The following is an 8,042-nucleotide window of genomic DNA, read 5'->3' as shown; positions in this document are numbered from 1 at the left end:
TTATGTAAAAATAGAGTCGCCATCTAAAAATAATTTCTTATTTAAGATAAAACCAAGAACTCTTCATTTCTTTCTTTAGTTCATCTTTTCTCTTAATTCTTAAGTTGAAAATTTTCATTAAAACTTTCTAGTTAATCAGCAGAATTGCGATAGAACGAATCTCATGAATAAAAATGCGTTAGTTCTAATATATAGCTTAAATATTTACTAAGAGAGTAACACTTTTTGGATATTGCGTATAACGAATAGGCTAACCGACGTAGGCTGACCCTGAGTCCCGGAAGCGGGACGTTAGGGACTGGCACGGAGTTTGCGTATGCAAACGAGTGCCAGAAAGCCTATGTGCCGTAGGCCGAGCGAGGGCTAGTCCCGAAGCGATGCGGTTAGCCGCTGTTATACGCAGTATCCAATGTGAGAGATAAAAGTATTTTGAAAACATTAAAGTCGAAATTCCTTTTTCTTTTCATTCTTCATCTATTTTTTTAAAAATCAAATTGATCCTTCATTTAACAGATCGGTTCTGAAAAAAAAAAATTATTTCCTTCAACAGGTAAAAAAGAGAATAATAGTCAGAAGATTATTTTTCTGTCGGAAAAAATGGCCAAGAACTCTTCCTCTGTTTCTTTCTTAAGAACTTCTTATTCTTCTCTTCCAATAGGATTTAATATCCCAAATTGCACTTTAAAAAACAGAACTGCGATAGAACGAATCTCAAGAGAGAAAGAGCGTTAATTCAAAAGTAAAGGCTTAAATACTTACCAAGAGTCTCTTAATCACTTTTTGGATATTGCGTATAACGAACTAGACTTACCGAAGTTGTCCGACCCTGAGTCCCGGAAACGGGACGTTAGGGACTGGCACGCAGCTTGCGTAAGCAAGGCGAGTGACAGGAGGACAATTTGCCGAAGGCCGAGCGAGGGCGAAGTCCCGAAGCGAAGCGGTAAGTCGCTGTTATACGAAGTGGCACTGAGTTTATAATCACTGATTATATGACTTATTCTATAATTTTAGAAAACTCTCTTTTTTCTAATCCAATTGGATCGTTTTTATCGAAAGACAATATTATTTTATTAGTTTTGATATTACCCTTATAATTTCTTTCCCGAAGTATAGGATTTATTCCCCATTTCTTGAATTTTGCTTTTATATTTTGAGGATTAAATTTAAATGATAAAGGTATAGGTTTATCAAATAAATCTGATTCGGTAATTTTGATAGTAAAAGTAAACAATTCTGAATCTAGGCAAATATTCTCCATTTCTTTAGCAAAGTACCCTGGTAAATAGCCTTCTCTTGCTTGATCAAAATCATCGCTTGTTCCAAAATAGAAACCTCTAATCTTCCCATTATTGTCTTCGAGAATTATATGATGATTTTCGTCTAGTCCTCCTCCATCTTCGTAAACATATTTATATACGCCCGTATATTTTACTTTAATATCACTTTTAACATTACTGCATTTTTCAAAAGATTTATCAGTTTCTGACGGAGTATCACAATAACTAATGAAAGAAAAGATAATAGAATATGTAAGGAAGATTATAAGTTTGACTTTCATTTTTATTTTTCTAATTTAATGTGTATCTGATTGTGCCATTTCGTATAACGAACTAGACTTACCGAAGTTCCCTGACCCTGAGTCCCGAAGGGACGTTAGGGACTGGCACGTAGCTTGCGCATGCGAGCGAGTGACAGAAAGGGAATTTGCCGGAGGCCGAGCGAGGCCTTGTGCCGAAGCGTAGCGGTAAGTCGCTGTTATGCGAAGTTTTAGGTTTGTGAAATTTATTTAAATTCATTAAATATTTTTAAAAAGAAAGGATATAAAGGATAAGATTTGAAAATTTATTTTAAATTGAATTAATATAATCAATATATATCTTTGAACCTGAGATTAAATGGTATCTTAATTCTTCGCTTTTTAGAAAAAAGTTGCTTTTCATTTTAGAATTTTCTTCAGATTTATGACTGATAATTAGATCAAAATCCATTTCTTGAATTTTTATATCATTAATATTAAAGATTTTAGAGTCATAGGTTTTAGAATTTTCAATTAGAGTGAATGTTTGGTTTATTCTATCTCCCATAGATAGTATTCTTTTACCTACCAAATTTTCGATAGAAAAGATGCTCAATTGGCAAATATGGAAAAATTCTATGTTATAAATTTCCTTCGCAAATTCTTCAAATAAGGTTCTTAAAAATACTCTTTCCGATTCAAAGATATCTTCAGGAAATAGGACAATTACTTTTGGTCGGAGAAACTTATTTATTAAGTTATTTCTTTCAGATCGTATCGAATTAATAAGTATTCCAAGTTCATCAAAATCAGATATAGACCATTTGTAATTTGTTGATGGATTTTTATTTAACATTTCTAGGTAAGGGTAATTTCTAATGATTGGATCATTGATATCAGTAATGACCTGCTCCCCAAAAACTGCACCGATATTTAAGTTAGTTTTCTCCGATATTAAGGAGAGAGCATTATGGCAAGAAAGAAGATAGAAGAAAGCGAGATTTTTCGGATATTAAAGGAAGCAGAAACAGGTATTCCAATCAAGGAACTTTCACGAAAATACGGAATCACTGAACAAACATTTTATCGCTGGCGTAACAAGTATGGAGGAATGGAGCTTAGCGAAATCAAGAAGATGAAGGCACTCGAGCAGGAAAATTCAAATCTCAAAAGATTGGTAGCTGACATGGCTCTCGAAATCCAAGCAATTAAGAATGTTTTGGGAAAAAAGTTTTGAGCAGATCAACGAAGGAGAGAGCAGTTGATCTGCTAGTTGAAGAGGGACTTTCTCTAAACAGAAGCCTAGATGTTGTTCTTCTTCCTAAATCAAGTTATTATTATCAGCCGAAAGCTATTGATGAAGAGACAATGAACGAAATTCGAAGACTTGCTTTTCGATGGAAACGGGAAGGCTATCGACGAATTTACCGAAGGTTAAGAAGGTCGGGTAGGACAATCAATCATAAGAAAGTATATCGACTATATTGCTTAGAAGGGCTTAAAATAAGGACAAAACCGAAGCGAAAGAAAAGAAATGCATCATCACAGCAACTACCATTGCCTAAGAATTCAAACGAAGTTTGGTCAATGGACTTTGTTTTCGAACGGACGATTGATGGAAGAAAGCAAAGAATTTTAACAGGTATTGATCATTTAACAAGAGAGAATACCATACTTCAGGCAGAGTTTACTTTTTCGTCAGAAAAGTTGATCAGATATTTAAACACCCTCGAAAGACTTCCAAGAGCATTTGTTTTGGATAATGGAACAGAATTTACATCCAAAGACTTCCAGAAATGGGCAGAAGATAAGGGGATAGAAATTCACTTTATTGAAAAAGGAAAACCAACACAAAATGCATTTATAGAAAGTTTCAATGGTAAACTTAGAGATGAGTGTTTGAATCTACACTACTTTAAAAATCAAAGAGAGTTAACCGATGCTTTGCGAATTTTCCAAAAGGAATACAACGACGAGCGTCTTCACTCTTCATTGAATTACTTGACTCCTTCAGAGTTTAAGCGATCTTATGGTTGAAATGTTTAGAGAAAACTAACTTATCCATTGGTACTGAAAATGGGGGCAGGTCAGTAAGAGTATAAAAAACAATTGATTCATTTTCAAAAATGAAAAATTCAGTGCGTTTGGTAAATTTATTTTTTAATTTCATGATTTAACGACTTTAATTTATTTTTCCTATTTTATATATTTTGAAAGTTTACCTAAAATTTCGCATAACGAAATAGGCTTACCGAAGTTCCCCGACCCTGAGTCCCGAATGGGACGGTAGGGACTGGCATGTAGCTTGCGAACGCAAGGCGAATGCCAGAAGGGGAATTTGCCGTAGGCCGAGCGAGGGCTTGTCCCGAAGCGTAGCGGTAAGTCGCTGTTATGCGCAGTTTAAGATTATTAGATTTCATCAAGTTCTAAAATAAATTCTTTATTATTCAAAAAATTAAAAATCTTATGTTTATCTTTTAGGACTTTAAATTTATAATATTTAAGATTTTTTTCAATTTGCAATTTAGTATTTTCATTTTCTAATATCCATTCATTTTCATTCCGTTCATAGAATATTGGGAAAATTTCTTTTATAGTTCTTTTAGAATCTTTGAAACCAAAATAAACTGATTGCTCTGGAGTCATAGAAATTCTGAAATAACTTATAGTCGTAATTCCAGTCATCCTACTTTTAAATCTATCAATAGAAAGCGTATTTCCAATGATATTTTTAAGAACTTTTTCATTTCCTAAAATCAAGTTACCACTTTTTAGATTTACCCATCCGGATACTGCACCGCAGGTGATAAGAATTCGATCTAATCGAATTTGTTGATATTTATTTGAATAAAAGAATGAGGAAAACTTTTCGATTCTGCTTATTGTATCTTTTGGACAAAAATCTATAGGAATTTTATCTTCTAAATGTTCAAAAATTTCAGTCTTATTTTTTAATAAGGCAAAATCATGTTTAGTCCAATGTTCATGAATAAAGGGAACCTCTTTGAATCCACTGTAAGCTTTATCATTATTTTCTATTGGTTTACTGCAATTAATGGAAATAAGAAAGAATAGTAAGTATCTTAACTCTTTTAGCATATTAATTCTTGAATTGAATTTCTTAAATTGCGTATAACGAATAGGCTAACCGACGTAGGCTGACCCTGAGTCCCGGAAGCGGGACGTTAGGGACTGGCGCGTAGTTTGCGTATGCAAACGAGTGCCAGAAAGCCTATGTGCCGTAGGCCGAGCGAGGGCTTGTCCCGAAGCGATGTGGTTAGCCGCTGTTATACGCAGTATCCAGTGTGAAAGAATAAAGTAATTAAAAAAGAATTTAGCCAAATTTCGTATTCTTTCATTTTTTCTTCCTAAAGTCTATGTTTTCGAATCTTTTATAAATTATAAAACAGAATCGTAATTACATTATGTAAAAATATAGTCGCCGTCCAAAAATAAATTCTTATTTAAGATAAAACCAAGAACTCTTCATTTCTTTCTTCAGTTCATTTTTTCTCATATTTCTTAAGATGAAAATTTGGATTAAGAGATTCTGTTTACTCAACGGAACTGCGATAGAACTTTTCTAATGCAAAGATAAACTTTAAAAATAGAGCATAAACGCGATTACTTGAAAAGTATATCTTATTCACTTTTTGGATATTGCGTATAACGAAATAGCCTTAACGACGTAGGCTGGCCCTGAGTCCCGAACGGGACGTTAGGGACTGGAACGACACTTGCGTAAGCAAGGGGAGTGCCAGAAGCCTATGTGTCGCAGACCGAGCGAGGGCGAAGACCCGAAGCGAAGCGTTAAGGCGCTGTTATACGCCGTGCCTCAGTACTAGATTCTAATTTTCTGTATCATAGTTGAATTCGACTTTTGATTGGATTATTATTTCATCTAAAATAGAATTTAGATGGCCTGCTCTGGTGGAAGAATCAAATATTTTAATTAAATTTGGAATATTGATTATTTCTTCAATGCACATCATATAGCTATGAACAACCACATCAATGCCATATTTTTTATGTGCATCAAGTTCCAGCTTATTACGTAGTAATTCAGAACTTTCCATGGATTTTATCACAAACGTTATAGGATAGCGCTCTATTTTATCAATATCTAAAAAATATTTTGTAACCTCAACTGTTTCAGTTACTTGAAAGAACCTTCCCAACGGTTTCATTACAAAATCTATTCCACCATCATTTGCATTTGTTCTCCCCGTTTTGTATAATTTTAAGTAGTCTTCGTTTAATGAAGTGGTATCAAATCCCCAATATAGTTTTTGATCTAGATAAAAATATTTTAGAATAGAATAACTTACAATTTCAAATAATCGTGCGTCAGAATTAGGGGAAAGTAAAGAGAGTATAAATGTTTGTGCAGATTCCTTATCGTGATCAATAATCGTTTTTAATGTTTCGCAAGCTTCTATAAATTTATCGAAAGAATCTTTTTTAGATTTTATATATTCTTCTATGATTTCTAAAATTGCTTCGCAAAGATTGAAATTTTTCTTTTTAACCTTTACAATGATTAAATTTTCGTTAAACCAATAGCGATTTTTTTTAAGATCTCTAACGATAGGGATATATTCGGTGGTGGGAAAAAATTTCCTGAATTCTTCATTTAAGCGATGATTTAAAGCATGATTTTGAAGTTTAGAACCAAACGGGAGTTCCCTTTGTCTTGAGAAAAGATCACCAAAAGTTGCTCCTTCGTATTTAGAATAATTGGGATTTTCAATAAATCCTTTTAATTTATAATCTTCCAGTAGCACATAAATAGCATATAAATTACCAAAACTAGATCTTGATTTAGATCCGCTGTTAGCAGATTTTGTCTTGTTGGTTATGTATTTAAGTAAATCGCTTGAGTTAAATATTGTTTGCGCGTCATCATTGAAATATTTATCAAGAATTTCTTGAATCTTTTCTGAAAATTGTGGTTCAGTGGTCATTGATTAAATAATGAAGGCAATGTTGGTTCTAATTTCTTATTTTCGAAACTTCTTTTCTCTTTTTCCAATTGAATTCCATCAAGTTCCTGTATAATATTCAGTCTTCTTAATCCAATTTTTGCGTATTCTCTGTTAATTTCTATGCCTATACTTTTCCGATTTAAAGATTTTGCCACGAATGATGTAGTAAATGTGCCGGAGAAAGGATCCAAAATCGTATCATTAGAATTAGAACTTGCTTTTACTATCCTATCTAATAAAGCTATTGGTTTTTGAGTTGGATGATTTTCATATTCATCCATTCGGTATCGTACTCTAGAAAATTCCCATACATTACCTGGAACCTTTTCAGAACTATAGACAGTCGGAATTTTTTTTCTATAATCAATTAATTTTCGTTTAGATCCTGTTTTCGCCTCTACGAGAATATCATTTGCGTTAAAGGTATAATTTTCTTTATCTTTTACACAAAATAAGATTGGTTCATACATTGATCCATAAAATTTTTTAGCTTGGACACCCGAACTATCATAGCTCCAAATTATCCTAGACAAGATGTTAATTTTTTCGCGTAAATAAATGTCGAAATAGGGCATAAATTGGGTAGATGTCATTACGTAGAAAGATCCTGTTGGTTTTAATTTTTTTATACATAAATCCAACCACTGGTAACACCAAGTTAAATATTCATTATCAGAGTCCCATTTATCTCTTAATCCATTGAAATTTTTTCCAATATTATATGGTGGATCAGCAAAGATTAAATCGATAGAATTATCTTCAATATATGAATCGAGAGCAATAATTGCATCCCCTTGGATAATTTTATGACCATCAGACTGAAAAACTTCCATAATAGGACATAATACTATCCTTCTGAAATTCTGCAACACTCAATTTAGATCAAAAAATATCATAATCTTACTTTTCTTGACCATAGTTCAGCAGTTTATTTACTCTCGAGGCATGGCGTATAACGAACTAGCTAACCAACGTAGGCTGACCCTGAGCCTCGAAGAGGCGTTAGGGGCTGGAACGACGCTTGCGTAAGCAAGTGGAGTGCCAGAAGCCTATGTGGCGCCGCCCAAGCGAGGGCTAGTCCCGAAGCGAAGTGGTTAGCGGATGATAATTGCAGTTGGTTACGAATACAAAAGAATTGGGGTCGTTAGTAATATCCAATCAAGCGCAAATTTTTCACTTTTCTCTTAAAAAAGCAATAATCCTGTAACAGACGTAAATGGAGTAACACAGCCATGTATTTTCTCCCGCTTTAATCGACATCACTCACATTCAAAAAAATTTGCGCGTCTTATTCTATTGATCAACCAATTGCAATTATCGAATAGGCTAACCGACGTAGGGTGACCCTGAGTCCCGGAAACGGGACGTTAGGGACTGGCACGAGGCTTGCGTAAGCAAGAGGAGTGACAAAAGCCTATGTGTCGCAGACCGAGCAAGGGCGGAGTCCCGCCGCGAAGTGGTTAGCGTCAGTTATGCGCAGTGTTTTAAGTTTTAAAATCAATGTTGTTTTAACAAATTTCTTAAAATTGGACCTGATTTAT

Annotated in this window: 7 protein-coding genes; 2 read left to right on the top strand and 5 right to left on the bottom strand. The window is 34.0% G+C overall.

Translation table 11 applies throughout. The features are described 5' to 3' along the window. Positions 1–994: 994 nt before the first annotated feature. On the bottom strand, positions 995–1,558 hold the full coding sequence (locus LEP1GSC202_RS10980) for a hypothetical protein (RefSeq protein WP_015677825.1): 564 nt from the start codon (positions 1,556–1,558) through the stop codon (positions 995–997). A 289-nt stretch (positions 1,559–1,847) separates the two neighbouring features. Further along, positions 1,848–2,372 (bottom strand): hypothetical protein, encoded by a 525-nt coding sequence (locus tag LEP1GSC202_RS10975; protein ID WP_015677827.1) that lies wholly within the window; start codon positions 2,370–2,372, stop codon positions 1,848–1,850. A gap of 114 nt (positions 2,373–2,486) precedes the next feature. Here LEP1GSC202_RS10975 and LEP1GSC202_RS10970 point away from each other — a divergent pair, with 114 nt between their 5' ends. Further along, complete coding sequence (locus tag LEP1GSC202_RS10970) at positions 2,487–2,753, top strand: transposase (RefSeq protein WP_015675631.1); 267 nt, start codon at positions 2,487–2,489, stop codon at positions 2,751–2,753. Further along, entirely contained in the window at positions 2,750–3,553 is an 804-nt protein-coding gene (locus tag LEP1GSC202_RS10965) for an IS3 family transposase (protein WP_015675630.1), read from the top strand. Before LEP1GSC202_RS10970 ends, LEP1GSC202_RS10965 begins: the two co-directional genes overlap by 4 nt. 372 nt (positions 3,554–3,925) lie before the next feature. Here the strand turns inward: LEP1GSC202_RS10965 and LEP1GSC202_RS10960 are convergent, their stop codons facing one another. From LEP1GSC202_RS10960 to yhdJ, 3 genes are all read right to left on the bottom strand, one after another. Beyond that, positions 3,926–4,615: a hypothetical protein gene (locus LEP1GSC202_RS10960; RefSeq protein ID WP_015677823.1), complete on the bottom strand. Its 690-nt coding sequence runs from the start codon at positions 4,613–4,615 to the stop codon at positions 3,926–3,928. Between the two features lie 749 nt (positions 4,616–5,364). Then, entirely contained in the window at positions 5,365–6,480 is a 1,116-nt protein-coding gene (locus tag LEP1GSC202_RS10955) for a hypothetical protein (protein WP_015677826.1), read from the bottom strand. Continuing rightward, entirely contained in the window at positions 6,477–7,334 is an 858-nt protein-coding gene (yhdJ, locus tag LEP1GSC202_RS10950) for an adenine-specific DNA-methyltransferase (protein ID WP_015677828.1), read from the bottom strand. Before yhdJ ends, LEP1GSC202_RS10955 begins: the two co-directional genes overlap by 4 nt. Between the last annotated feature and the right edge of the window lie 708 nt (positions 7,335–8,042).

This window comes from Leptospira yanagawae serovar Saopaulo str. Sao Paulo = ATCC 700523, from assembly GCF_000332475.2.
Classification (GTDB): domain Bacteria; phylum Spirochaetota; class Leptospiria; order Leptospirales; family Leptospiraceae; genus Leptospira_A; species Leptospira_A yanagawae.
Note: the sequence above shows the minus strand (reverse complement) of the source record. Positions and strands in the feature narration are given on the sequence as shown.

Coding starts and splice junctions, on each gene's coding strand:
- LEP1GSC202_RS10980 (WP_015677825.1), bottom strand. CDS start 1,558: ATGAAAGTCAAACTTATAATCTTCCTTACATATTCTATTATCTTTTCT.
- LEP1GSC202_RS10975 (WP_015677827.1), bottom strand. CDS start 2,372: ATGTTAAATAAAAATCCATCAACAAATTACAAATGGTCTATATCTGAT.
- LEP1GSC202_RS10970 (WP_015675631.1), top strand. CDS start 2,487: ATGGCAAGAAAGAAGATAGAAGAAAGCGAGATTTTTCGGATATTAAAG.
- LEP1GSC202_RS10960 (WP_015677823.1), bottom strand. CDS start 4,615: ATGCTAAAAGAGTTAAGATACTTACTATTCTTTCTTATTTCCATTAAT.
- LEP1GSC202_RS10955 (WP_015677826.1), bottom strand. CDS start 6,480: ATGACCACTGAACCACAATTTTCAGAAAAGATTCAAGAAATTCTTGAT.
- yhdJ (WP_015677828.1), bottom strand. CDS start 7,334: ATGGAAGTTTTTCAGTCTGATGGTCATAAAATTATCCAAGGGGATGCA.